Consider the following 25,594-nt stretch of genomic DNA (forward strand, 5'->3'; position numbering starts at 1 on the left):
TAATTATCATTACAAACATTAGCGATATGTGATATGGTCAGTGAGGATATTAATAGATTCATACATACATATGTACATGAAATGTGAGGAGAAGATCGAAAGTGATAGAGAGAAATACCCTTGAGAAACCGAGTAAATTTAGTGATCCCATTTTTGTCATGCTCGTGGCAAGCCTGTGTTGCTTGTTATGGGGAAGTGCGTACCCATCCATCAAACTTGGATATATCGCGTTTAACATTCTGCCGGAAGATATTGCTTCCAAGTATGTATTTGCAGGATATCGATTTACACTGGCGGGCTTGCTGCTCTTGCTCCTGTCTCGTATCGTTAGAAAAGAGAAGCTCCAATTGTCCAGACCTCAGTGGACAGGCCTCATCATGTTAGGTATATTACAAACCAGTTTGCAATATATGTTTTTCTACGTTGGCGTAGCCAATACAACGGGTGTCAAAGGCTCCATTATGAACGCAACTACGACCTTTTTCAGTGTTGTTCTGGCCCATTTCATCTATAAAAACGACAAATTAAGCAGAAATAAAATTGTTGGCTGCTTGCTCGGATTTGTTGGTGTAATCATCGTAAACTTCCATACGGATCTGCTTGCTTTTTCCTTTTCATTCACAGGCGAAGGGTTCGTTATTATAGCAGCACTTGTTTTTTCCGTTACGGCCCTTTACGCAAAACGTCTCACCGCTACGATCGATGTTCTGATCATAACAGGTGTCAGCTTATTCGTTGGGGGACTGGTGCTTACGCTGTTAGGTCTATTGCTCGGCGGTCGGGTTACTCATTTCACCTTGGAATCCACCAGTAACTTGATCTACCTGGCCTTGCTGTCATCCGTCGCATTTTGTTTGTGGAATATGCTTCTCAAGTACAACAAGGTCGGAAGAGTGTCTGTCTATAACTTCCTAATCCCTGTGTTTGGAGCTTTATTATCAGCGTTATTCCTGGGGGGGAAACGATTCTTGAACTGAAAAATCTGGCTGCATTACTGTTCGTGTCGGTTGGCATTTACTTAGTCAATCGTGTGCGTTCTGTGCAAAGCTCTAATAACACTTCAATGAAATAGACTACGCGTCCCACTTTCATGGATAACAAAAAAAGCCGCTAATCAGCGGTTTTTTTTTGTAAATGTGATTAAGCTATGCTTTCATTTCTTTACGATGCTACACCTTAATATATACTCGTAAAGTCAATCAAGTCCTCTTCTTCCTCATAGTTGAATACAATTGCGTGATTACCTAATTGGTATACCATCTCATAACCACCAACGACTTCATTGTAGTATTCTGAGGAGGGTTTCCCCATCCATATTTTCACATTCCATGGTGAAAGATTCTGCTTTTCATTGTACAAATCAAAAACGGCAATACGTGATTTGTTGGTAAGCTCGTGCATGTATGAATCAAACCCGACACCGAATTTAGAATAATAATAATACGCTCCCCATTCCTCGTTTGAACGAGAGGTTGGTTTCCCAAGTTTTTTTTGAGCATTTTGAAGCGTCATGCCAATCTTAACGTCCGTCCGCCCTGGCAATACACCCTTTAAAGCGGCTTCCTTCAGGCTTTTCAGGTAAGCGCGATCGCCAACACCCGAGTTTGGCCAATCTCTTGAACGAAGGTTACGCGTATCTTCCAACCGCATTTCCAATTTATTCACATTCAACTTAAATGTATCGAATTCATAGACAAAATGAACATTGTTGTAATTTTTAAATTGTACTCGAGCACCTGAAAGAGTACGTATCCCACCATCCCTGATGGCGTAGAACGAGTCTCCCATTTTTTTCCCATTGTTCTCTACATACGTTACACGACGCAGTTCACCGTTACGAACAATATACGTTTTGACTTCATTCATATTTGAAGTTCCCCAATCGGTGATCATCAGCATGTCTGGTGTACTGGCCTCTTTGCTCTTCACAACGAAGTTCCAGGTTTGAGGCAAAATAATCGTATTCAGATCCAGTTTTGCTGCCTGAACAGTTCCGTATGCTGCACCTTTTTTCAACAAAGCTGCACGATACGTGCCTGAATAACTCTTGTCGCCTTTTTTATTGTTGGTCCAACCATTTTCTTCGGTCAGCGTTCTCTTCTGTTCATCATAAGCGAAAATATAAACGGTATAAGCCGTTTGCTTGGCATCACGAAGCGTAAATGAAAGCCGGCTCATACTTTCGAGCTGTTTGGCGGAGATTTGCTCTCCTTTGGCAGCAGCATTGGGTGGTAGCAGAAGTAATGCGCTCAGAACATAGGCGATTAAGGTAAGTACGGCCAGAGAAGCCCATTTTGCATTGTGTTTAGGGTGTATCATCGATGACTCTCCTTTGAGTAAAAAAATAAAAATCTAACAGCTCTTTAATCTTGATCAAACTATGTAATTAATATAGGTTATGTTCAATAAGCATATCCTCCTACTAGTACTATTTTCCTAAGAATGATAACATACCCTTTCTAATAAAGAAATATATAACAATCTGAATCAATAGTTTTCGATCCATATAACATAAAAAAGCCGCTATATAGCGGCTCTTCAAGTAACTTCGAATACGATATCATTTACAGACAGGAGTACACCACATTACGTAAGCGTCGTTGAACGTATGGCTCCTGACTATTCAGCAGATGCTGGGCATACATAACCGTAAGTTCTGAATCCGGATCAATAATAGCCATACAACCAGCAGCTCCGCTCCATCCAAATTCGCCAATTGGACTCAGTGAGCCGCTTCCTGCTTTGGAGATATGTGTACGAACACCCAGTCCATAGCCGTATCCATACATATGATCCCAGGAATAATCAGCACGAGTCATCTCGTTCAGGTGGTCCGTTCGCATCAGTTCCACTGAAGCTTGTGATAGAATGCGCACGCCTTCGGGACTCGTACCACGCCCAGTAAGTGCGTTCAAGAAAAGTGCATAGTCACTAACGGTTGACAACAAACCTGCACCACCGCTCTCCAGCTCCGTACCCACACGGAATCCATTGCCGTCCAGACGGACAGCCTTCTCAAGCTCATCATTGTAAGCATACTGCGGAATCAGGCGCTTCTGCTGCTCATCGTTCAGATTAAACGCTGTATCGTTCATGCCAAGTGGTCCAGTAATTTCGTCCCGCAGATACGTACCAAAGCTTTTGCCACTTACCACTTCCACCAAGGCTCCCAGCACATCATGGCACATGCTGTAATTCCAGTGTGTCCCTGGTTCAAACAGCAACGGTTCTTTTGCAAGCGCTCTCGCGAAGTCGCGTGTTGGCAATGTTCCGTCGGTGCTTTTAACAGCTTCCTGAATGCTTGGACAACCAACGTCATACGAGAACCCGGCAGTCATAGTGAACAAATCGCGTACTGTAATGGCTCTTGTCGCCTTTTCCAGTCGAATCTCCCCGTTCGCCATCGTTTTCTTTACGGTCATCTCAGCATACTCTGGCAGATAATCAGACAAGGGATCGCTTAACAGCATTGCCCCTTTCTCCACCAGTTGCAGCCCTGCCACGCAAGTCATAATTTTTGTCATGGAATATAGATTGAAGATCGCTCCATCACCGATAGGTGTTTTCTCTTCCAGATTGGCGTATCCATTACGATAATGGAAAACGGTATCATTTCGATGCATCACCAGCACCTCTGCCCACGGTATACGCCAGGATGTGATGCGGTCGATAAATGAAGCAAGCGGTTTAAAGTCCATTTTTTCCCGTCCTTCTATGTAAAATCGTTTATCATTTTGCGATGTGGTCCATATTCAATCCCACAATCCACATATTAATAATATACGACCTTTTACAACGATTGACCACCACCTATATACTGTCCTATGTACAATTACAACTATATCTTCCTCTTCAATAAAATGCTTCGCACGAATAAGCCGATCCAATAAAGGATCAGCTTAGGTTGTAACGTTTTAGACTTCGCCGCGTCTGTTCTCAACCGATTTCATACGGTTTTGATCATCTGGTACCCGGTCAACACTGAACTCTTGACCAGCTTCAACCTCACCATGACCGGAAATATTTCGCGAAAAATTAGTGAACTGTCTTTTTTGCTCATCCAGCTCGTGTTTTTGCTTCAAAAGCTCTTGCGGGTCTTGTTTTGTCACCATGCTAACCTCCCATACATACTTAAAGTCATGCAATTTAATTCGTACTACAGAAGTTTTCCATAAGAGAGCTGTACTTATGCATGAATATAGATGAGATGGATATCGTTCCGTTGTTAATGCAGCTAATTTATCCAGTTAAGAGACTAGTTTCAATCCCACAATACTGACGATAATCCCACTAACGATAGCCAATTTCTTTGCATTTTTGGGCTCTTTGAATACATACATCCCTAATAGTACACTGCCCGATGCCCCAATACCTGTCCAGATTCCATAACCAATGCTGATTGGTATCTCTCTCAAAGACAGGGAAAGAAAAATGAAACTTAACCCCAAAAATAGAGTGAACATCAATGTATGTTTCAATTTGGTGAATCCATCTGAAAGTTTCAGAAATATTACACCGCCAACTTCAAATAAACCAGCCAAGATCAAGAAAAACCAACTCATATTCTATACACCTGCCTTTTGTTTAGGTTCATTGGATACAAATTTCAGACCGATGATGCAACTGATTAATATCATGACCAGCACGATTTTGATTGCACTTACGGAGTCCCCTAAAAAAATCATTCCCACAATTGCGGTTCCAAATGAACCAAGTCCAGTAAACACCGCATAAGCCGTTGATACAGGAAGTACTTTAGTGGATTTTGCAAAGAAGTAAAAGCTGCCAATCATTAAAATAACCGTGGGGATTACGATCTCGATTTTCGAAAAACCATCGGAGAATGACAAACCTAATGCCCAACCTACCTCTAAAATCCCTCCAAGAATAAGGAATAACCACGCCATAAAACATTCTCCTCTTCTGCATTCATGTTGTTGTTTTGTGATCAACATTTACATTCAATAATGATAGTTATTTGTATCATTCGATATAATAATAAACCACCTTTATTTTAATTGCAAATTTAAATATTCGTTTCAAACTAACAAGAAAATCCTCCTGTTAAAACTCCCAGTTAAGCTGTGAACAAACAAAAAAGCCAACCAGAAGTTTCTGGTTGACTAACACGTTTAAGTCCATTTTGTTTTTCGTATCAGTGAATATCTTTCTTTTTGAAATTACCGCCTCTCACTTCAGCTACATCGTATACGACTACAAAAGCAGTTGGGTCAATTTCGTGAATGATATCTTTAATTTTACTCTCTTCCATCCGGTTAATGACACAAGTAATTTCCTTGAATTGCTCATTAGAGTAGCCACCGTAAGCCTCGGTATACGTTGCTCCACGGCCTAAGCGATCCCGAATGGTTTCAACCATAATCTCAGGTTGATTCGTAATAATTTTAAACGTTTTGGAGCCGCTCAAGCCCTCTTCAACAATATGTATTACTTTAGAAGCAATAAAATACGCAAGTCCTGACAAGATCGCGCCTTGCAGACCAAACACGGTAGAAACGACAATAAATACAAACATGTTGAGGAACAGGATGAGATCACTGGTTCCAAAAGGTACTTTTCGCGAAAGGAGTACAGCCAGCATATCTATGCCATCCAATGCGCCACCATTACGTAATGCAAGTCCCATACCAAAACCGATAATAATCCCGCCAACAACCGTAACAAGCAAGGTATCACCTTCAATGATGGTTGGTACATGGTGCATCAGACTGGTGCTGATTGCGAGTGAAGCAATACCGATGATCGAATATAACGCAAAGCTTTTTCCGATTTGCTTGTACCCTAGCCACACAAATGGAATGTTAATAATCCCGATGAGCATCCCCAGTGGTAATCCGAACAGTTGTGATCCTACGATACTCAGACCTGTGACACCACCATCTGAGACATTATTCGGGATCAATATGGCTTCGAGACCATATGCTGTTATAAATCCCCCAATGATAATCAATAATACTTTGGAGAGAATCTTTAACTTGTTTGACTTTTGTTTTCTGTTTTGATGCATTGCATTTCCCCCTTGATGAACAACCGATAAAAAACAGTCTATAATAAAAATCACTGTTTTGGCAATAGATCGTCAATTGTGTGTGTTAGTTCATTGTCCGATGAGCGTTCGATACGACGAAATTTTATGCTCAAGCATCTCATCTGCTGTGTTAAGTATGTGCATCTGTTTTTGAATCGACTCTTTATGCTCCTCCAGTAGCTTCAAACGATCCGCCGCCGTATGCTCTCCTTCCTGAAACAAAGACGCATACTTCTTAATGGTAGCAATGGGCATCTGAGTCTCTTTTAATTTGATCACAAATTGCAGCCATTTCAGGTGTGACTCGTTGTACCGCCTGTCTCCACTCGCATCTCGGAGAGGAGTTACAATCTGTTCCTTCTCATAATAACGCAACGTATGTGGACTGATATGGAGTAATTCTGCCACTTCACCAATGGTATACATGGTTAACCTCCCCTCCATTTTCCCGCTTGACTTAGAGTAAGCTCTAATCAGTATAATCAACTCGTGGTGACATCACAATAAAAAATGAAATCAGATCCAGGAGGAATTCCCATGAAATATACAGTGATTACAGGTGCCAGTTCAGGCATTGGATATGAAGCGGCTTTAGCTTTTGCAGCTCGTGGCAAAAATATGATCCTGGCTGCACGCAGAACCGATGAATTGGACAAATTAAAAGCAAAAGTAGCTGAAATCAATCCTGATTTGGATGTTGTCATTCGTACAGTGGATCTGTCTATTGCCGCTAATGTGCATGAATTCTATGAAAGTCTTCAGGCTTATTCCATTGAGACTTGGATTAACAATGCAGGATTCGGGAATTTCGCTTCCGTTGGTGAACAACACCTGCCCAAGATTGAGCAGATGCTTCATCTTAATATAGAAGCTCTTACGATTCTTTCTTCCCTGTATGTACGTGATTATGCAAATGTTGATGGCACACAGATCATTAATATCTCCTCTGGTGGTGGATATACGATTGTAGCCGATGCAGTAACCTACTGCGCAACCAAGTTCTATGTTAGTGCCTTTACGGAAGGACTTGCGCAAGAGTTAAAAGGCAAGAACGCAGCGATGCAGGCCAAGGTGCTCGCTCCGGCTGCAACCGAGACGGAATTTGCGAAACATTCCTTTAATGTAGATGAGTTTGAATATGAAGGCAGGGTTCCCAAGTTCCATACGGCGGAACAAATGGCTGGATTTTTGCTGGAGTTGTATGACAGTGAGAGTGTAGTGGGCATTGTGGATGGGTTGACGTATGACTTTGAACTAAGAGAACCGATCTTTCCATACGCTGCAAGAGCAGCCTCGAAACCACAAAATTAACCCGAAAACTGAAGTCGAAGCCAAGTCGGCTCAATACCGGTAAACATTCATCTAACCTCACTGATAAACATCATTAAATCTAATCGTTAAACATCAGTTAACGTTAAAAAGGGAACCTGTCTCCAGGTTCCCTTCTTTGTATTTATATTCAATGCTTACTATATAATGAAGTAATTATGCCAGCCTCATTTTGAAATCCTGATATCCGAATTCACGGACAACTTCGCAATCGCCGTCTTTTCTTTTGACTGCAATCGCTGGAAGCGGCATGCCGTTGAACGTATTGGTTTTCACCATGGAGTAAATCGCCATGTCCTCGAATACCAGACGGTCGCCTTCTTGTAGAGGCTGATCGAATGAATAATCCCCAATTACGTCACCAGACAGACATGTTTGTCCACCAAGACGGTACAGATGGGCTTTCTCACCTACTTCTCCCGAACCGATCAGCGGCGGACGATATGGCATCTCCAGTACATCCGGCATGTGGCACGTAGCTGAAGTATCCAGAATAGCGATGTCCATACCGTTTTTATGGAAGTCCAGCACAGAGGTCACCAGATAACCCGCGTTCAGCGCAACAGCTTCTCCCGGCTCCAGATATACTTCCAGGCCATAGTCGTTCTGCATACGCTTGATGCATGCTTCCAGTCTTGGAATATCATAATCTTCACGTGTGATATGGTGTCCACCACCGAAGTTGATCCATTCCATTTGCGGCAACCATTGTCCGAACTTCTCAACAACTGCGTTCAACGTAGTCTCCAGATCGTCGGAATTTTGCTGACACAGCGTGTGGAAGTGTAATCCGGAGACACCTTCCAACATGTTTGCATCGAAATCCTCAAGTTTCGCGCCAAAACGCGAACCTGGAGAACATGGATCGTAGATCTCGTGTCCTTCTTGGGTTGAGCATTCTGGATTGACGCGCAAGCCGACCTTACGGCCAGCCTGAAGCGCCTTATCCTTGAATTTTGCAAGCTGTGAAAAAGAATTAAAAATAATATGGTCGCAGATGGAGAGAATCTCGTCGATCTCTTCTGCGCGGTATGCCGGAGCAAAGACATGGTTCTCTTTGCCCATTTCCTCGTGGCCCAGGCGTGCTTCATACAAACCACTCGCCGTTGCACCGCTCAGGTATTCTCCAATCAGCGGATACATCGCAGTCATGGAGAATGCTTTTTGAGCCAGCACGATTTTGGCACCTGTACGCTGCATAACACCGTTCAGGATTTTCAGGTTTCTCTCGATAAGCGCCTCGTCAACAACAAAACATGGTGTCGGTAATTGCTCGAACCGCATTTTAACGAACAAGCTCCGATTCTTTAACTTCTTCTGGCAGCTCATCAACGAGTACCGGGTTGAAGTCTTCTACCCATGGGAGGCCCCATTTGTTCAACTCTTCCATGAATGGATCTGGGTTGAACTCTTCTACATTGTATACGCCTGGTTTGTTCCATTTGCCTGTCATGACCATTGCTGCACCAATCATAGCTGGAACGCCTGTTGTGTAAGAGATCGCTTGGGAACCCACTTCTTTGTAACACTCTTGGTGATCACAGATATTGTAAACATAATATGTTTTGTCTTGACCGTCTTTTTTACCTTTGAAAATACAACCAATGTTTGTTTTACCAACAGTACGTGGTCCAAGGGATGCTGGATCAGGCAGTACTGCTTTCAGGAATTGCAGTGGAATAATTTGTTGACCTTCATATTCAATAGGCTCGATTGAAGTCATACCTACATTTTCAAGAGCTTTCAAGTGAGTCAGGTAGCTTTGACCAAATGTCATGAAGAAACGGATACGTTTCAGACCTGGCATGTTTTTTGCCAAAGATTCCAGTTCCTCATGGTACAACAGGTACATGTCTTTCTCGCCAACTTCTTTGAAGTCGTAGACACGTTTGATTTCCATCGGTTTTGTTTCGATCCATTCACCATTTTCCCAGTATCTTCCGTTCGCAGATACTTCGCGAATGTTGATCTCAGGGTTAAAGTTGGTTGCGAACGGATAGCCGTGGTCGCCGCCATTGCAGTCCAGAATGTCGATGTACTCAATTTCGTCAAAGTAGTGCTTCAAGGCATAAGCGGAGAATACGCCTGTCACGCCTGGGTCAAATCCACTACCGAGCAATGCAGTGATGCCTGCTTGTTCAAAACGCTCTTTGTAATCCCATTGCCAGCTGTATTCAAACTTCGCTGTATCATGTGGCTCATAGTTAGCTGTGTCCATGTAATTTGTTTTAGTTGCAAGGCAAGCATCCATGATTGTCAGATCTTGATACGGCAAAGCAAGGTTCATAACGATATCCGGTTTAACTTCGTTGATCAGAGCGATCAGTTCGTCAACATTGTCAGCATCAACTTGTGCTGTTGTAATTTTTGTTTTTCCGCCGTCCAGCTTGGCTTTGAGTTCATCACATTTGGATTTTGTACGACTCGCGATGCAGATTTCCTCAAAAACTTCACTGTTTTGAACGCATTTGTGTACTGCCACGGAAGCAACGCCGCCGGCGCCGATGATTAGTGCTTTTCCCATTTTACATTCTCCTATCCCAATATGTATTTTTTTAATTGGTTTAATACGGTGACAACAAGACAACAAAAAAAGCAAGGTGAAAAATGCTCGCAATCGCGCATCATCACACTTGCTTATCGATATACATCATAAAAAAGACGTGAAGTCTCCATGACCAAAAAAGTTCACAAGAACTCCTTTGGCGGAAAGCTCCTTCATGTATATCAATATTGGATCAGAGTCTATATAGCAAATAATTCGCCTTTACCACTCTTATTGACCGTTTCACAAGTTGATGTGCAATTGCACTGGTTGTAAAGTAACCAACTTATAAAATTTGAGCTTTGAACTCAATCAATAAAGCAACGTAAGTTGCCAATCGGCGTTTGACCCGGCTGTCCGTATGGCCTTAACTTCCTGGTGAAGTGGTCAAAATTATCTGCTGGAAAGCTCTAATTCATATTGATAAATTAACTTCCCAAAATCACAGGTCTTACACTATCAGACGTTGAAAAAAAAATCAAGCAATAATTAAAAATTAATTTTTTTCCGAACGAGGACTAAGAAAGAAATTGATATCCTTCGAATACTTTCAAGCCTTCTGCGCTTAGTAATTCCCCCACTACTTCAGGCTTTTGAGGACTTTTCTCAAATACTTCTTCACACGTGATCATAATGTTGCTTCCAGCAATTTCCGCTAATAGATCATGGGCCAAATGATTCGTTTCCTTCTTTGCGAGCTTGCAAAGCAATCTCAATGGCTTTATGCATAAAAAGTTCATCTTTATTCATAAGGTTTACCTCTACAACAAAATTTATGTACTCAATTTTATGTTTTTGCATTAGCATGTTCACTCCATTGGAATGCTTCTTGTTCATACCGTTCTATCATCATTATAAAAAAGGAGTATGACGACAATTCGTCATACTCCAGTGAGTCACACTAAGTGTATCTATTAAAATTTTACGGGCAACGATGCCAATCCCTGTGATGACAAAGCAGAGTGCCAATGAATCTCTTCCTGAGGAATACTGAGTTGAAGATCCGGTAGCCGTCGTAAAAGCGTAGTAAACGCCACGTCCCCCTCTACACGAGCAAGTGGAGCGCCAAGGCACATATGGATGCCGTGTCCAAAGGCCAAATGCCGTTTTATTTTGCGTTCGATATCCAACTCTTCGGGGTCAGTGAACTGCTGTTCGTCCCGATTCGCTGATTTCAGGAGGGGAATCACAACATCTCCCTTTTGAATCAATTGTCCATCCAACTCCGTGTCCTGTATTGCATAACGAGGACCTGAAGAAGTGGCGGGTCCGTTATATCGTAGCAACTCCTCCACTGCAGAAGGAACCAGATTCAGATCTTGTTTCAGTTGTTCAAGTTGTTCGGGATGGGTCAGAAGAAGATAAGAGCCGGTTGCAATCAGATTGGAAGTTGTCTCATGTCCAGCAAAGATTAATAACGTGATCATGGATATTAATTCATCTTCATTCAATCGATCACCCTCCTCCTCAATCGCAATTAATTGACTGATGAGGTCATCAGAAGGTTCTACTCGTTTGTTCGCCACAAGCTGTGAGGTGTACTCTGCAAATGATCGCAAGTGCTGCGCTACGGCAGGGTCCTGTTTACCAAAACCAAGACCTTTTGCAATGGCTTCAGACCATACATGGATCTGAGGTCGGTCTTCCTGAGGTATACCCAACATCTCGGAAATAACGTTGATTGGGAAAGGATAGGCATAGTCTTTTACAAGATCCATCTCTCCTTTTCCTTCGAATTGGTCAATCAACTCATCGGCAATTTCCTGGACGCGTGGACGCAGGCTTTCCATATATCTTGGAGTGAACGCTTTCGAAACCAGGCTACGCAGTCTACGGTGATCCGGTTCATCAACAAAGAGCATCGACTTTCCGGTAAAAAAAGTCTGGGGTTCCGATGAACCAAGCTCGCCTGAGAGATTCTTTCGAATATCATTGCCACTATCAATAGAGTTCATATCTACCGTAAATCGAGAGTGATCTTTCAGCACTTCCATGGCAACGTCCATCCGAGTTACAATCCAGGTTTGCCCTGCTCCACCCATCGGATTAGGAATAGGGACAACGGAACCTTTGGCACGCAGCTGTGCAAACATGGCAAATGGATCTTTACTATGTTCTTCGCTAAACAAATTAAATTCTACTTTTTCTGATGTCTGGTTATTCGAGTTATTCATATAAATCTTCCTTTCGAAGTGAAGTTATTCAAATCTATGGAAATATATGTTCATTTTGATTATATACTACTCGTATAATTAATTTCAAATCCCATAGTTTAAACAGCACAAAACAACTGTTATAACAACACTTTATTAATATACTAATAGTATATTAATAATAACTACAAGCATAAAAAAGCAAAAAAAGAGGTTGGCTTTAAGCCAACCCCCATACTAATTACGTTGCTTCACCAGTTCCAAATACCACCAACAGGCTTCGGTCAGTCTATTGGCTTCAGATTGAAACGCACTGGATTTGTACTCTTTGTGAAACGCTTGAAGCACCACTTCGATTACAGGAATATTTAAATCCTCTTGTCTGATCCTGTAATAACGCTAAAAGCCCCTTCGAAAGTTGCTTCAATGATGCAGATTCCTTGGATTTTTGAACACGGTTGTTGAACTCATCCAATTCGATCAATACATTGTCGATGTCCAGACCCATATCATGGCTACGCTCATCGGCATTCAGGAAATAGAGAGACTGAAAGTCGAAAATATGTTCATTTCTCTGGTGCATTGTTCTTAGAATCACTTCAATGTACGTTAGTACTTTTGGAACCACTTCGCTCCATACTGGTTTTTGCGTATTTAGACTTCTTGATGTATTGGCAATCTGATGTAATATGCCGTAGCACAATATTGCCCCTTCGTTGGCATATAAGCTAATATCGTTCCCGTACACCTGAATCAAGCGTGTGGACAGCCATTTTAGGTGAACTGTAGCCAGTTTGGCTGAGTTGATCTCCCCGGAATAAAAACCCGTCCAATATAATTCCCATACTCGCTCTTTATTAGGTACAGACATAGGAATCGCAATCTGATCTACGAGCAGGTCATAATCCGATGTATAGTGGTTTTGTTCAAGCTCTTTGCGAATGAAAACATCCTCTTGCATACGCTGATCAATAATCGAATATAAACAGTCTTCTTTGGAACTGAAGAATTTGTAGAATGTGCCTTTGGATACACCTGATTGATCCAGGATCATCTGGATTGTTGTATTTGCATAGCTATGCTCTAAAAATAGTGCAAGTGCTGTTTCCAATAAACTTTGTTTACGACTACTCATATCTCGTTATCGCCCCAAGTTTTTCTATTGATTTTAACATTCATCCCTCAGGAGTTGAAGCATTGATTCGCAGTATAGATATCATATAAAAATAATTGCACAATGAGTAAATTTGCACAATGGGCAACTAATTGTTATGATAAACCTCACAAAGTGCATATTCAGTAAGTGTGCTCTTCTTAAAAAGTATTAAACCATATTCATTGATATTGGAGGTGAACGCATAAGCGGAGAATAATGATTAAACGAAACTTGCGACATTTGAAAAAAGAAGCGACTGAAAAAGCACTTGCTGGTGCTGCATTTGAACTGACTCTTGAACACGGACTCGATGGTTTTACGGTCGAAGATATCGTGCATCAGGTGGGTTGTTCACGTAGAACATTTGCAAACTACTTCACATGTAAAGAAGAAGCCGTAGCAAGAGGCGCAATATCCGTTCAGAATACAACCGAACTCGAAGAGTTACTTACCAAAATGCCCGACAATGCCTCTTTGCTTGACGTACTGTATAACCTGATCAAGATGCAGCTTACAACAGAACTCTTAGGAAGGCTTCATCAACTAGTATCACTATCTCAGACCTATCCCGTGTTAGAACCACATTATCTTGGAGCCATGCACCGGATGCAGACGCAGGCACAAGATACCTTATTAGACTTATCTAACGGGAAATATGACGAGATCTATACTTATCTTCTGATTAACGCACTATATGGATCGATACTGCCATTAATTGATGGAAGACTCAATGTGTTGCTGCCCGGACAAGTCATTACTGAAGATACCAAGCCCGGTGCTTTAACCTTCGATCAATTTTTGGAAATTACGTTTAATCATTTGCGGGCAGGATTCGAACATGCCAACCATCCACATTCATCATAGAGGAGTGTAAAATAGAGAAATGTCTACATTATTATACAGAGTGGGGAAAACCGCTTTTAGCAAACCTGCAACCTTCATCATTGGCTGGGTTTTAATTCTGGGAATTGTCATTTCCATGATCAGCATCAATGGTATTCACATCAGTTCTGAAATGAAGATTGAAGGCACCGAGTCACAGAAGGTTCTGGATCAATTGGCAAAAGAACTGCCAGCCGCTTCCGGCGGTCAAGGAAGTGTTGTGTTCAAGGCACCGGACAACGAGCGTTTGGATACGCCTGAAAATATGGCTGCCATGATGAAAGGTGTTACTGAGGTTTACGGATTAGACAAAGTCATTAATCCTGCGGACTATGCAGCTGAAGCGGGTAATTCGGGTGCTGCTGAGATGGCTCAGAATGCTCAGGCTACCGATATGGCACGATCTACAACAACCACTCCTCCACCTTATGGACCTTTGATGGTGAATGGTGTACCAGTGCCAGGCATGCTGATCTCTTCGGATGGAAGCATTGCACTGTTCCAATTCCAATTTACAGTTGAGCAATCTGCCATAACCCAAGATGTATTTGATTCCGTTATTCAATCTGTTATGACGGTAGAGCAAGGAACCAACATTACGGTCTTGCCGGGCGAAACGCTCAAAACGGTATCGATTGGAGTCGGCTCGGCTGAGATTGTCGGATTGGTGATTGCTGTCATTGTATTGCTGATCACCCTTGGCTCCGTTGTTGCAGCAGGTCTGCCTCTGATCACCGCACTCCTCGGAGTTGCCATTGGAGTTGGTGGTGCGTTCTCGATCTCCAAATTCATTGAAATGCCTAGTGTCACTTCCGTCCTGGCTCTCATGGTTGGATTGGCTGTCGGAATTGACTATGCGCTCTTCATTGTCAATCGCCAACGTCGAATGATTATTGATCAGGGCTTGAGTGCAAAAGAAGCAACGGCCAGAGCCATTGGTACATCGGGCAGCGCGGTATTTTTTGCCGGATTAACGGTCATTATTGCACTGTGCGGTATGCTTGTCATCGGTCTCACATTCTTGTCTACGATGGCTTTGGTCGCAGCTGCCACCGTACTCATCAACGTATTTGTTGCTTTAACCTTGTTGCCAGCTTTACTCGGATTGGTAGGAGAACGCATCTGTTCCGCCAAAGCTCGTGATAAAAGCACGAAACATCCTAAAGCCACTAGCCACGGAGTCGCGGATAGATGGGTGAAATTCGTTATCAAAAATCGTTGGGCTACCATTATCGCCATCATCGTCATTCTTGGTTTTGCCGCGACGCCGATTACCAAAATGGAAATGGGTATCCCCGGCGCTTCCTCAGCGAATCTGGATACAACTGCAAGACAAAGTTATGATGCCATCTCCGAAGGCTTCGGAGAAGGATTCAACGGACCACTTATTCTGGTCGCAGAGCCTAATCAATCTTCCGCAAAAGTTACACCGGAACTCTTGGGCGGTCTGGTGATGGAACTCCAAGGTCAGAATAACGTTGCACAAGTCACACCGCTTGGTATGACAGAAGATTTAGCTATTTTCAGTCTCATTCCAAAAACGGGTCCTAACGATAATCTCACTAAAACACTGGTCACTGATCTACGCGCGACTGATTCCAGCATCGCACAGACCTATGATGTGAAACTCGGAGTTACTGGACTCACAGCTGTTAACATCGATATGTCAGCCAAACTGGCGCAGGTGTTCCCTATTTATGTAGGCATCATCATCCTGTTGTCCCTGATCATCCTGTTACTCGTATTCCGTTCGATTATCGTTCCAATTAAAGCCACCATCGGTTTCCTGCTTAGTATCCTGGCTACATTCGGGATCACAACTGCTGTATTCCAATGGGGCTGGCTGCATTCGCTCTTTGGTTTCGATACCGGTGGCCCGCTGCTGAGCTTTATGCCGATCATCGTAACAGGTATCCTGTATGGCCTGGCGATGGACTATCAAGTCTTCCTTGTTAGCTCCATGCGGGAATCCTATGTGCATGGTCATCGCGGGACCGAATCCGTTGTTCATGGATACAATCAGGTAAGTCGCGTGGTTGTTGCCGCAGCAGTGATTATGGTCTCTGTATTTGCAGGATTTATATTCACTGATGATGTCATGATCAAGCAGATTGGTTTCACTTTGGCGGTAGGCATTCTGATTGATGCTTTTATCATCCGTATGGGTTTGGTCCCTGCTATCATGGCTATTTTCGGAGACAAAGCTTGGGCACTTCCAAAATGGCTGGATCGCATCCTGCCAAACCTGGATGTTGAAGGCGAGAAGCTGATTGCTTCCCTGAATGCTGAAGAGCATGCCAACACGAAGTCTGGATTAAAATAATCATCCACAACAATCGTAATGGTAATACCACGATTACTATTACGACTACATTCACCAATACAAAGACCTCCTCTGTTTTTATAAACAGGAGGTCTTTTTTCTTTTTCACATTTTATGCGGTTATTTCTTCAATATGGATAGTATAGCGCGGGGATTTAGAAGCATTAACAAACGCCGCAAATAACGTTTGACTATAGTCATCTACTTTGTAGCTGTACTCTGGATGCCACTGCACAGCCAAAACAAACGAGCGGTTCGGCATTACCGCGGATTCAACGAGTCCATCTTCAGCGACTGCCACAGCAGTTAACTTATCCGATAACATCTTGATTCCCTGATGGTGGTAACTGTTCACTTTTATCGTATCTGTTTGCAAAATATCGTATAGGATATTATTTTTATCAATATGTACATCATGTACAAGATCCGTATACGGCGGACTTTGCTTATGATTAACGATCTTGTTCCCATGAAGTTGAAGGCTAGTCGGAATGTCTTGATATAACGTTCCACCCAACATAACGTTAAATAGTTGTAGTCCACGGCATATGCCAAACGCAGGCTTATCAAGCTCAATTACTTTTTGTAATAATATCGACTCCATCATATCGCGTTCAATACATAACTCTCCACAAGTAACCTCTTCATGCTCATGATACAGCTCAGGATTGAGATCATGTCCCCCGGTGAACAGGAACCCATCGAACTGATTAGCTAGCGTTGCTATGATCTCGATATCCGTTGTCAAAGGCAGCATAATTGGAATCCCACCTGCTCCTTCTATGGCGTTCATATATTCTGGAAGCATCCAGTAACTTTTTTTGTCCGTATCATATAAAGGCAGTACACCGATCATGGGCTTTTTCATGGCTTTACCTCCCAGCTTTTCATTCATTTTATCAGATCTCTTCATATATAAATTCACTGAATTATTGCATTATCCTACCTCTATCATCTACGATCCCGTTTCATCCGGAATGCTGGAAAACTAAAAAACAAACAAAGCCGCTTAACAGCGACTTTGTTTGTAGTTCATATACCATATATATGCATTCATCCGTTTAGTCTAGACAGCATCTCATCTAAGCTGCTTTTACAGTGGTTGCTTCGTCTGAATTCACTTGGATGGAACGCTGGCATATCAGGGTAACAACAAAAGCCAGCAAGGCAAGCATCACAGCAACTGGAGGCACCCACTGGACACCACCCATATTAACGGCAATTCCCCCGACGCCGGAGCCTAACGCTATACCCACATTGGCCGCCACAGGCAGGAGTGTAGATGCAAATGCTTTGGACCCCGGTGCGATCGCTCCAGACACATCAAACAAATATAACTGGGATGCCGCGCTCATGGAGGATGACACACATCCAATCAGAAACAGGAATGCCAAGCCGATCCACAGATTGGAAACGGCAAAACTCATGCCCAGGAAGAGGATCGCTTGGATTACGAAAAGCCCCTTGAGCTTGGGTAGGAAATCACCCTTGGCTATTTTGGCACCAATCCAGTTACTCAGGATGCTGCAGACTCCATAAATCAGGAGTATGGCACTAATCCATTGTACTGGCACACCCATCGTCTCACTCAGGAGTGGCGCAATGTACGTAAAAACGACGAAAATACAGCTGTTTCCCAGTACAGGGATCAGACAGGCCAGCAATATCCGTGGCTTCACAAAGAGAGACATCTGATCACTGAACGAACCTGCAATCGTTGTTGTTTGGCGTGGCAGAATACGAAACATGAATACCAGCGGCACAACACCTATGCATGCTGTAACAACAAACGTCATGGACCAGCTTAGATGTTGTCCGATAAATGTACCGAGCGGAACACCCAGCACATTTGCGATTGAAAATCCGCCCAAAATCCAGGCGATAGCTTCCCCTCTTCGCTCCCGGTTCACTGCGTCGCTTACGATCGAGATCGAAAGCGATATCGTAAGTCCACAAGCAACGGCCGACACGATGCGAATGGCCATCAGAGAAGAGAACGTTGTTGAGAACACGGTCAATAGATTTAATGCTAACACGATTGCAAATCCGATCAATATGGAACTTCTTCTGGATATTTTGACCAAGAAAGCCACAGCAAATGGTGTACCCACTGCGTATGCAATCGCAAAACCGGAGACAAGCATACCCGCGGCAGCAAGTGATACTTTCATGTAACTTTCAATTTCCTTCAACACACCCACGATAACATACTCGGTTGTTCCCAGTACAAAGCTAACAAGCGTAAGCGTTAAAATAAGTAGGTTCTCTCTATTTCTAGTCATAAATCAATACTCACTAATCCTTTCTATTGTTGCAAGCGCTTCATTTCTGTCTACGATCATTAATTCATGTATTTTCTGCTTTCCCATCCCTTCACTTTCGATATATAGTACATTTTGGATAGTGAAATTGTACTGTCAGATACGCTATGCCGACAATCAAGGTTGTTGTGGTTTTATTGCAAAACATTATATATGTTGTCATTTCAACATAGACTTTCATTACAGATTCTGAAGGGAAGACATAGATGAATACACACCACGAATCCGGCCAACGGCATCCAAATCGAGATTGCACCATTATTTATGTAGGCAAACTGGCCGACAATCCCCATTGGAGTTTTCCGACGCATAAACATGACGATCTGCATGAGATTATCTACGTAACTGAAGGCAAAGGATTGTTCACCATTGACGGCACCAAACACTGGGCTCAAAAAGGGGACATGCTCATATATAACAAGGGTACTCTTCACGAGGAGAAGTCCAATCCTGAATACCCGTTATCCACTTTTTATTGTGGCTTTCGTTTTGCAGAAGGCACCCAGACCCTTGAGGATTGGGTCATCCCTCCCTCTAACATTCCGATCATTCGAGCAAACCGATATTCCGATGAGCTCCATTCGTTAATGCAGACTCTCTTCAATGAATTTTCGATTCGGGAACATGGTTATGAGTCTATCTCTGGGCATGTCCTGAAAGCTATACTTCTGATCATCGATCGGCAGTCCCGTCAACAGCTTCCTAGTGGGGAGATCGTTGAGAGCAATACCCTTGCTGAGAGCATTAAAGACTATTTGGATACCAACTATCGGCAAAACATTAAACTCAAAGAATTGGCAGATCAATTTCATATCGATTTTTATTACTTAATTCATATGTACAAAAATCACTATGGCACTTCTCCTTATCATTACCTGATTCAACGAAGAATGGGTGAAGCTACCCGATTATTAGTTTCAACTAACAAAAAAATATGGGAAATCGCCAAACTGGTCGGTTACGACAACCCCAATTACTTTACGATTTTATTTACCAAAACGGTTGGTGAATCACCACGAAGTTTCCGAAAAAAGAATCAAAAGGATATGTTCGGGGATGAGGCGTCACATTCTTACTAATTTCTCTACATGCAAAAAGGCGCTCCATTTGGGAGCGCCTTTTTGCTTAACACGTTTCCTTTCACACTTACTTACTTCTACTCTAGAACTTAAACCGGCGAACCAGTTCTTGCATATTCTCAGCTGTTTTGGATAGCTGAGCAGATGATGCGGATATCTCCTGCATCGCCGCCATTTGCTCTTGGGCTGCTGCTGAAGTTGTCTGAGCACTATCAGCCGATACTTTAGAGATATGACTCATCGCGGCAACTGTAGCCGAGACTTCTTCCGTGCTGGCTGACAACTGTTCTGAGACAGCGGAAATATCCTGAATTTGATCCACGATATGCGTTGTATATTGTTCGATGTTCGATATGGTTGCTGAAGCTTCTTGGCTGATGCGCATACCTTCACCGACTTGATTACGAACTTTATCATTCATAAGAGATGTGGATTTGGCAATCAGATCAAGCATTTTGCCAATGGTAGCACCAATCTCGTCCGCACTTTGTTTGGATTGCATGGATAACGTGCGCACCTCACCAGCAACGACCGCAAAACCTTTTCCGTGTTCTCCTGCTCTTGATGCTTCAATAGAAGCATTCAGTGACAGAAGATTGGTTTGCCGAGAGATATCCGCAATGGCTTCATTCATTCGATTGGCTTCAGCGGATAGACTGGACAGCTCATTAATCAATGCCGAGGTTTCTTCAACAGCTCCGAGAATGTGTTCCATTTGTTCTCCGACCTGATTTATCGTTTTCCCACCATTAGCAACAGCGCGCTCCGTCTCTTCAGCCGAATCAACTATGGCACTCGCAGATTCTGCAATTGTACTGATGCCTCTCGCCATCTCTTCTACGGCATTCGCGGTTTGTTCCGAATTTTCCGCCCCAACGATAGCTGATTCAGCAGTCTGGTGCATCGTTTCCGCCACATGTTGAACCGATTGGGTGGTTTGTTCTGTACTTTCCTGAATCATCTGGGAAGAGTGGCTTAACAACGATGACGTCTGATGAAGTTCAGCAACCACCGATTGAAGGGAGATGGTCATTTGGTCAAAATCATTTGCCAATATACCAAATTCGTTTTCGGTTTTAAGATTCACTCGTTCCGACAGATTCCCTTCGCTTACACTACGGGTGGCCTTTCGCAGTTTTTGCATAGGTACAATAAAAGATCTCAGAATGAAGAAAATAATTACACCGGCAATCAATACAGATACAGCAATGACCGTTAGACTCGACACCATAATGGGTTTCGCTGCGGCGATAAAATCTTCATGGCCCATCAAAGCAATGACATTCCATCCCGTCAAAGCATTAACACCGTTATATACCTCCAGATCATACGCCAGATCCGTTCTGACAAATTGAGAAAATGCCATCGGTTCATCGGAACTTGAAGCCGTATTTGGATGGACTGGAATTCCCTCGATGAGTGCTCCACCGAGCTCTCCTCCCCCACCTTTTACAATCGCACCGGACCAAGCCGCGATGGTTCGATTGGAGTCCACCACAATCAGACTTCCATTACCTCCGACATCCACAATCGATATTTCATTTGCTAATCGCTCCAGATCAAGTTTAATACTTGCTACACCTTGTTCATTTGACAGAGCTTTTGAAATCTCTACATAAATATTCCCGGATACCGGATCTTTCATAATACTCGAAAAATAGAGTGATCCATTGTTACTTGTACCATTGGTGTACCATTCTGTGCTGCGTGGATCGTATGTTGCATCCTCAATTGCTGGAGAAGATATAACACTGCCTTGGTCGTTGCCTACGGTAATGGCAAGAATATCAGGATATGTATCAGCTAACTGGTCGATTCCTACTTGTAGTGCTTCATTGTTCGCCTGACTGGGATCGGAGCCATACATGCTGTCTATGTAACTCAATAATTCTGCTTTTTCCCCCACCAGATTGTTAATATGTTGTCCGGTCATCGTTAATATTGTATTGATGGGATCGGTCATTTTTTGTTGCACTTGATCTTTGGCACTATGATACGAGAAATAACCGATAAGTGCAGTTGGGATAATAAGCACCGCAAGGAAAGCTGCAATGAGTCTAGTGCTCATTAATCGTAAGCTGGCTCCTCCTTTCCTATAAAATGACCTTTTTTTCTTTTTCTTTTCCAAAGTGAATCTTCCTCTCTTTATCCATTTTTGGTAGAATCAATCGGCCAGTAAACGCAAAAAAAACCCATATATATGCACACCCAAAGAAACTTTGAGCATGTATATACATAGGTATTGCCTGAATGAATTCAGTAACAAGCCGTATTTGTTAGTATTATAACATAAATAAAAAGGGTTTGTTAACTATGATTGGGTCTTTATGCCAGACATCTGTTGTTTATAATCCGTAGGACTTAGCCCCGTATACTCTTTGAACACCTTTGAGAAATAGTGCTGATCGCTAAATGACAACAAATCGGAAACTTCCTTAAACTTCATGTCCGGTTGGCATTCCATCAGTCTGCATGCTTCCTGAATGCGAAGCCGGGTGTAATACTGAACAAATGTAATTTGTGTTGCATTTTTGATCACTCTGCTGACGTACGACGGGCTAACGTGAAACTTCATGGCAATGTCGTTGATAGATAATTGAGAGTATTTATTTAGTTTTACGTAATCGTCAATCTGTTCGAACAGAATCGCCTTGCTTTTTCGAACGTGGGATTGCAGCATATCGAAGCACTGTCCCGTCCATTCCGCCAGTTCCCGGCAAAAATCGGCATAGGACTGTGCCTGGGCGAATTGTCTTGACCGAAGCTCCAGACCCAATCTCATGCCCGACCCCTGTTCCTCGTACAGATGAGCAAACGTATCTACGACCAAACCAATAAACCGATCCACCTCGGTCATATGTACATTTTCCTCTGCCCATCGATTCAGCAATTCGGATAACTTGAAAGCAAACCGTTCTTTCTGCCGAGCCTGTATCATCTGTACAAAAACAGATTCCTGCACCGGATCCAGACAGCCTGTCTCAGATCTGGCCATCGACACCGGATTCCCGGTATCCAGCACTATTCCTTGTTTCAACCGTTGCTGCTCAGACAAAATGGACGACATGCGGTGATAGAGCTCCGGCAGATTACCAGACTCAGCGAATAGAAGTTGTCCTCCAATGATCGCATCGATGTCATGCGCAACCAAATGCCGTCGCAACGATTCAAGACATTCATGTACGGAAGAGTACACCTCAAGTGCACTCTTATTGACAAAAGCGACAAATTGATATGGGGTTTGACTAGTGTACACACGACAAGGATGGAATGCAAAAAAATCCTGTACTATGCCCTCAAGTTCCACCTGCACCCATCGTTCATGCCCTGCGGTAAAAGGCTGTTTGCTCATAATGATCATCATCTGGCTGAATAAAGGCGGAAACTCCTCCCCTTGTTTGGGCGTAGTCTCACATTGGGGATGAATGATTTCCTGCAAATCCAGCAGTTCCTTGGACATCTGTTGATCAAGTTGGTCAATTACCCGACCCATGACTTCTTCAAGCGCCTCTCGCTCGACAGGTTTTAACAAATAGTCAAACACTTGCAGGTTCAATGCTTTTCTTGTGTATTCAAAATCGCTGTAACCGCTAATCAAGATGACCTTCAGATCCGGGTTGGCAATTTTGGCTTGCTCAATCAGGGACAGTCCATCCATTTTCGGCATTCGAATATCTGTCAACAGCAGATCAATCGGTGACTGTTTTATCGCTGCCAAGGCTTCCTCTCCATTCGTTGCCGTAGCAGCTATACGAATCGGAAAGTTGAGTGTTTCCAAGAGCATTTTAATATTACGTAATATCGGTTTGCTATCCTCAACGATCATCGCGTTATACATCGCCTATGCCTCCTCGCTAGTAAAAATCCTTCGTCAGTGAGCCGATGATCTGAATTGTTGCTCCATGTTGCTCTTCCGCATGATTGTTAAATATATTAATAAAGAGCCGGTTGTTATACATTAGTTTGAGTCGATTGACACTGTTGATAATTCCCATGTTACCAAGGGCTGTTCCACCATCGGCAGTCTGGTTCATTCCAGAACCCGAGGCCTGAATATTGGCTAAAATCTCCTGGATCTTATCCGGTGGAAAACCCTCTCCGTTATCTTTGATCTCCAAAGCCCATAATCCGTTATATTGCTTCACCGTAATCTGGATACGCCAAGGCGGCGCGGTGTTGGCAAAGGCATGTTCAATGCAGTTTTCCACAAACGGCTGAATAACCAACCGCGGCAACCGGATTTCGTTCGCCAGCTCGTCTGCATGGATATCCCACTCCAGATCCTCTTCGTACTTTTGTTGTACAAGAGACAGATAATGTCTTGTATGTTGAAGCTCCTCAGCCAAAGTCACATGCGCGTATGGTGAAGAGACAATATAACGCAGACTGTCCGAAAGATGTTTGCACATATCCGATACAACTTTGGTCTTCCCCTCTTGGGCGGCAATACTGATCAGGTATAGAACATTATGAATAAAATGAGGTGCAATCTGGGCTTGCAGCGCAGAATTACGCGCCTTTACTTCTTCATGAAGCGCCGATTTTTCCCGGTCAATGGATTGCTGCAGCCTCTCCATCAGATCCTGAAAGGCTTCATTTAGCAATAAGAGATCGTTATTCTTCGGCGTTTCATCCACTTTCAGATTCATATTGCTGTAGTTCATGCGCCAGATCTGACCGCGTAGCTTGCGGATAGGCAGCAGCAGGTTACGTGTCGACAGGAAGATATACACAAACGAAACCAGCATCAGTGCTGTAATCAGCAGAATGGACATCGTCTGAACCGAATGGATCGAACCCAGAACAGATTTTTTGGGCGTTATGATATACGTGATCCAGCCTGTACTGGGTGAAGTGGAATGTGTGATATAATTGTCGTTTTTGTCCACATCCAGTCCCTCCTCTGATGAAGGCTTTGTCCAATTGGTAAATGTCACACCCACTTCCGAGCCCGTCATTTGCTCCCCTTGTTCATTCAGAATATAGACATCGCCAGCGGTAATGCCCTCAGTTAGGTTCTGTATATAGGCCTGTTCCATCTGGATGCTAAGATAACCGTACACCTTGCCGTTCTGATCATTGATCGTGCGTACAAAGGAGATCGTATCGTCTTGACGCAGCAGAACAAAACCACTTTCCGTCCAATCTCGTCCTACCTGACTACTCTCCATCATGGTGTTCAAGATTGCGGGAGGATTGCCTGAACCCAGATATGACGTAAGAAGAACACCTTGCCTGTCATAGATGGACATGTCCTTGATATTCATGCTGGGCCCGATCGCCTGAAACATGATGTCTTTGATGATCCTGATTTGCTTCAGTCTTTCATAGTTACTATGAGCTGAGGAGCTCTTGTCCATGGCTGCAAATATATTTTTGCTGGATAATATTCGCTGCGACATCTGGTTCTGTTGTTCTACGTAGAGATCAACCTGCTCTCTTACCTTCGTAGCTGTAACGAGCGTATCCTGCTCTGTTTTCAGTTTGAGCGGGCGGACAACGATCACATTTACATACACGATAAAACAGCCCAGCACGAACAAAAGCAGAGCCAGAAATGTCAAAAACACCTTTGTCTGCAAACTGAATTGAGTTGCTTTATGTATGAGCTTTGCCATTCTCAGAGATGCCCTCCTGTTCTGACATGATGTGAAATCCCTTATATTCATGTCTACTCTATCACGGTATTTCATGAAATGATAGCGATTTCAAGTTCAGGATTTTACACATCAACGTTCAAGCACAGACATGTACCGG

General features: G+C 43.2%; 22 protein-coding genes. 5 read left to right on the forward strand and 17 right to left on the reverse strand.

Annotated elements, in window-relative coordinates; translation table 11 throughout:
- The first annotated feature begins 101 nt into the window (after positions 1–101).
- Entirely contained in the window at positions 102–977 is an 876-nt protein-coding gene (locus tag QF041_RS05915) for a DMT family transporter (protein WP_307412854.1), read from the forward strand.
- A gap of 199 nt (positions 978–1,176) precedes the next feature.
- Here the strand turns inward: QF041_RS05915 and QF041_RS05920 are convergent, their stop codons facing one another.
- From QF041_RS05920 to QF041_RS05950, 7 genes are all read right to left on the reverse strand, one after another.
- Complete coding sequence (locus tag QF041_RS05920; RefSeq protein WP_307412856.1) at positions 1,177–2,319, reverse strand: DUF4309 domain-containing protein; 1,143 nt, start codon at positions 2,317–2,319, stop codon at positions 1,177–1,179.
- 245 nt (positions 2,320–2,564) lie between these two features.
- On the reverse strand, positions 2,565–3,698 hold the full coding sequence (locus QF041_RS05925; protein WP_307412858.1) for a serine hydrolase domain-containing protein: 1,134 nt from the start codon (positions 3,696–3,698) through the stop codon (positions 2,565–2,567).
- Between the two features lie 216 nt (positions 3,699–3,914).
- On the reverse strand, positions 3,915–4,112 hold the full coding sequence (locus QF041_RS05930; RefSeq protein WP_026081084.1) for a hypothetical protein: 198 nt from the start codon (positions 4,110–4,112) through the stop codon (positions 3,915–3,917).
- A 135-nt stretch (positions 4,113–4,247) separates the two neighbouring features.
- The gene (locus tag QF041_RS05935) at positions 4,248–4,562 is read right to left on the reverse strand and encodes a DMT family transporter (RefSeq protein ID WP_307412859.1); all 315 of its coding nucleotides are present in this window, start codon (positions 4,560–4,562) and stop codon (positions 4,248–4,250) included.
- A gap of 3 nt (positions 4,563–4,565) precedes the next feature.
- Complete coding sequence (locus tag QF041_RS05940; RefSeq protein WP_307412861.1) at positions 4,566–4,907, reverse strand: DMT family transporter; 342 nt, start codon at positions 4,905–4,907, stop codon at positions 4,566–4,568.
- Positions 4,908–5,155: 248 nt separating this feature from the next.
- Complete coding sequence (locus tag QF041_RS05945) at positions 5,156–6,028, reverse strand: YitT family protein (RefSeq protein ID WP_036670902.1); 873 nt, start codon at positions 6,026–6,028, stop codon at positions 5,156–5,158.
- A gap of 90 nt (positions 6,029–6,118) precedes the next feature.
- The gene (locus QF041_RS05950) at positions 6,119–6,475 is read right to left on the reverse strand and encodes a MerR family transcriptional regulator (protein ID WP_307412862.1); all 357 of its coding nucleotides are present in this window, start codon (positions 6,473–6,475) and stop codon (positions 6,119–6,121) included.
- Positions 6,476–6,586: 111 nt separating this feature from the next.
- On the opposite strand from QF041_RS05950, the gene QF041_RS05955 reads away from it, so the two are divergent.
- Entirely contained in the window at positions 6,587–7,360 is a 774-nt protein-coding gene (locus QF041_RS05955) for an SDR family NAD(P)-dependent oxidoreductase (protein ID WP_307412863.1), read from the forward strand.
- Between the two features lie 174 nt (positions 7,361–7,534).
- Here the strand turns inward: QF041_RS05955 and nspC are convergent, their stop codons facing one another.
- From nspC to QF041_RS05980, 5 genes are all read right to left on the reverse strand, one after another.
- Entirely contained in the window at positions 7,535–8,662 is a 1,128-nt protein-coding gene (gene nspC / locus QF041_RS05960; protein ID WP_221819364.1) for a carboxynorspermidine decarboxylase, read from the reverse strand.
- A gap of 1 nt (position 8,663) precedes the next feature.
- Positions 8,664–9,902, reverse strand: coding sequence for a saccharopine dehydrogenase family protein (locus QF041_RS05965; protein ID WP_307412866.1), 1,239 nt, complete (start codon positions 9,900–9,902; stop codon positions 8,664–8,666).
- A 684-nt stretch (positions 9,903–10,586) separates the two neighbouring features.
- Positions 10,587–10,724 (reverse strand): hypothetical protein, encoded by a 138-nt coding sequence (locus QF041_RS05970; protein ID WP_307412867.1) that lies wholly within the window; start codon positions 10,722–10,724, stop codon positions 10,587–10,589.
- 113 nt (positions 10,725–10,837) lie between these two features.
- Complete coding sequence (locus QF041_RS05975; RefSeq protein WP_307412869.1) at positions 10,838–12,097, reverse strand: cytochrome P450 family protein; 1,260 nt, start codon at positions 12,095–12,097, stop codon at positions 10,838–10,840.
- Positions 12,098–12,374: 277 nt separating this feature from the next.
- Positions 12,375–13,211: a TetR/AcrR family transcriptional regulator gene (locus QF041_RS05980; protein ID WP_307412871.1), complete on the reverse strand. Its 837-nt coding sequence runs from the start codon at positions 13,209–13,211 to the stop codon at positions 12,375–12,377.
- A gap of 237 nt (positions 13,212–13,448) precedes the next feature.
- On the opposite strand from QF041_RS05980, the gene QF041_RS05985 reads away from it, so the two are divergent.
- Complete coding sequence (locus tag QF041_RS05985) at positions 13,449–14,096, forward strand: TetR/AcrR family transcriptional regulator (RefSeq protein WP_307412873.1); 648 nt, start codon at positions 13,449–13,451, stop codon at positions 14,094–14,096.
- Positions 14,097–14,115: 19 nt separating this feature from the next.
- Complete coding sequence (locus tag QF041_RS05990; protein ID WP_307412875.1) at positions 14,116–16,437, forward strand: MMPL family transporter; 2,322 nt, start codon at positions 14,116–14,118, stop codon at positions 16,435–16,437.
- 112 nt (positions 16,438–16,549) lie between these two features.
- Here QF041_RS05990 and QF041_RS05995 read toward each other — a convergent pair whose 3' ends face one another.
- Positions 16,550–17,305, reverse strand: coding sequence for a gamma-glutamyl-gamma-aminobutyrate hydrolase family protein (locus tag QF041_RS05995; RefSeq protein WP_307412877.1), 756 nt, complete (start codon positions 17,303–17,305; stop codon positions 16,550–16,552).
- Positions 17,306–17,519: 214 nt separating this feature from the next.
- Positions 17,520–18,719, reverse strand: coding sequence for an MFS transporter (locus QF041_RS06000; RefSeq protein WP_307412878.1), 1,200 nt, complete (start codon positions 18,717–18,719; stop codon positions 17,520–17,522).
- Between the two features lie 245 nt (positions 18,720–18,964).
- On the opposite strand from QF041_RS06000, the gene QF041_RS06005 reads away from it, so the two are divergent.
- On the forward strand, positions 18,965–19,837 hold the full coding sequence (locus tag QF041_RS06005; protein ID WP_307412880.1) for a helix-turn-helix transcriptional regulator: 873 nt from the start codon (positions 18,965–18,967) through the stop codon (positions 19,835–19,837).
- An 82-nt stretch (positions 19,838–19,919) separates the two neighbouring features.
- On the opposite strand, the gene QF041_RS06010 is transcribed toward QF041_RS06005, so the two are convergent.
- The 3 genes from QF041_RS06010 to QF041_RS06020 form a co-directional block, all read right to left on the reverse strand.
- On the reverse strand, positions 19,920–21,905 hold the full coding sequence (locus QF041_RS06010) for a methyl-accepting chemotaxis protein (RefSeq protein ID WP_307412882.1): 1,986 nt from the start codon (positions 21,903–21,905) through the stop codon (positions 19,920–19,922).
- Positions 21,906–22,148: 243 nt separating this feature from the next.
- Positions 22,149–23,675, reverse strand: a complete 1,527-nt coding sequence (locus QF041_RS06015; protein WP_307412884.1) for a response regulator — start codon at positions 23,673–23,675, stop codon at positions 22,149–22,151.
- Between the two features lie 16 nt (positions 23,676–23,691).
- The gene (locus tag QF041_RS06020; RefSeq protein WP_307412885.1) at positions 23,692–25,455 is read right to left on the reverse strand and encodes a sensor histidine kinase; all 1,764 of its coding nucleotides are present in this window, start codon (positions 25,453–25,455) and stop codon (positions 23,692–23,694) included.
- Between the last annotated feature and the right edge of the window lie 139 nt (positions 25,456–25,594).

Source organism: Paenibacillus sp. W2I17 (genome assembly GCF_030815985.1).
Lineage (GTDB): Bacteria > Bacillota > Bacilli > Paenibacillales > Paenibacillaceae > Paenibacillus.